Raw genomic sequence first — 1002 nt, 5'->3', positions numbered from 1 at the left:
ACAAGATCGTACTCGGTGTCGTCTCCGCCGACTCGACCGCTCGACCTGCAGATCACGGTGAAGCGTGTGAAGGGCGGGCTTGTTTCCAACTGGCTTCACGACAATCTCCGGCCGGGCCACGACATTGAAATCGAAGGGCCGGTCGGGCGCTTCAACTTCGACGATCTGCCATCCGAGAAGCCGCTTTTCCTTTCGGGCGGCAGCGGCATCACTCCCGTTATGTCGATGCTGCGGGCGCTAACCGACCGGGCATCTGGTCATGACATCCGTTTCATTCATTGCGCTCGGACGGCGAACGACATCGCTTTCCGCTCCGAGTTGGAGGCGCTCGCCGCGCGATTCTCCAATGTCGATGTAAGCTTCATCTGCACTCAGGAAGGTTCGGCGTGGCAGGGCCCTATGGGTCGGATCGACGGCCCCATGCTCTTGCGGCTGGCTCCCGACCTTCACCAGCGCACGTCTTACGTTTGCGGCCCCGAGCCGTTTATGCAGACGGTTCGGGCCTGTGTCGCGGAGATCGGCATCGCACCCTCGCAGTACCACGAGGAAAGTTTCGGCGGCGCCGTGGGCAATTCCATGCCTCCTCAATCGGCTGCCGCTGGCCCAACTTGTGTCCGTTTCGCCCGGTCTGGCGTGGAGCACCTGTGTGCGCCTGGAGAGACTTTGCTCGATGCGGCGCGCAATAGCGGCCTCTACATCCCTACCGCATGCCAGCAGGGCATTTGCGGAACCTGTCGGACGGTCAAGCTCTCAGGTGACGTCGTGATCGACGACCTTGGAGGACTCAGCCTTCAAGAGAAGGCGGCTGGTTACGTGCTGGCTTGCTGCAGCCGGCCGCAAGGCACCGTTTGCCTCGATCTCTAACCCTCATTGCGAATTGATGGCCAAGCCCGGCGGTTTTGTCGCGTTGATGGCGGAGGTATCGTCCGTCTGATTTGGAGGCCTACTTCCGCACGATCCATTCCAGCAAGTCTGACTCGATGTCATCGCTATCGATAAAGT

The 1002-nt window shown here is 60.7% G+C and carries 1 protein-coding gene; it reads left to right on the top strand.

The window, feature by feature from the left end; genetic code table 11:
• Nucleotides 1-864 (top strand): hybrid-cluster NAD(P)-dependent oxidoreductase (locus EOA85_RS35965; RefSeq protein WP_164760169.1); only part of this gene is annotated, 864 nt, incomplete at its 5' end.
• Between the last annotated feature and the right edge of the window lie 138 nt (nt 865-1002).

Source organism: Mesorhizobium sp. M5C.F.Ca.IN.020.29.1.1 (assembly GCF_003997375.1).
Classification (GTDB): domain Bacteria; phylum Pseudomonadota; class Alphaproteobacteria; order Rhizobiales; family Rhizobiaceae; genus Mesorhizobium; species Mesorhizobium wenxiniae.
Note: the sequence above shows the minus strand (reverse complement) of the source record. Positions and strands in the feature narration are given on the sequence as shown.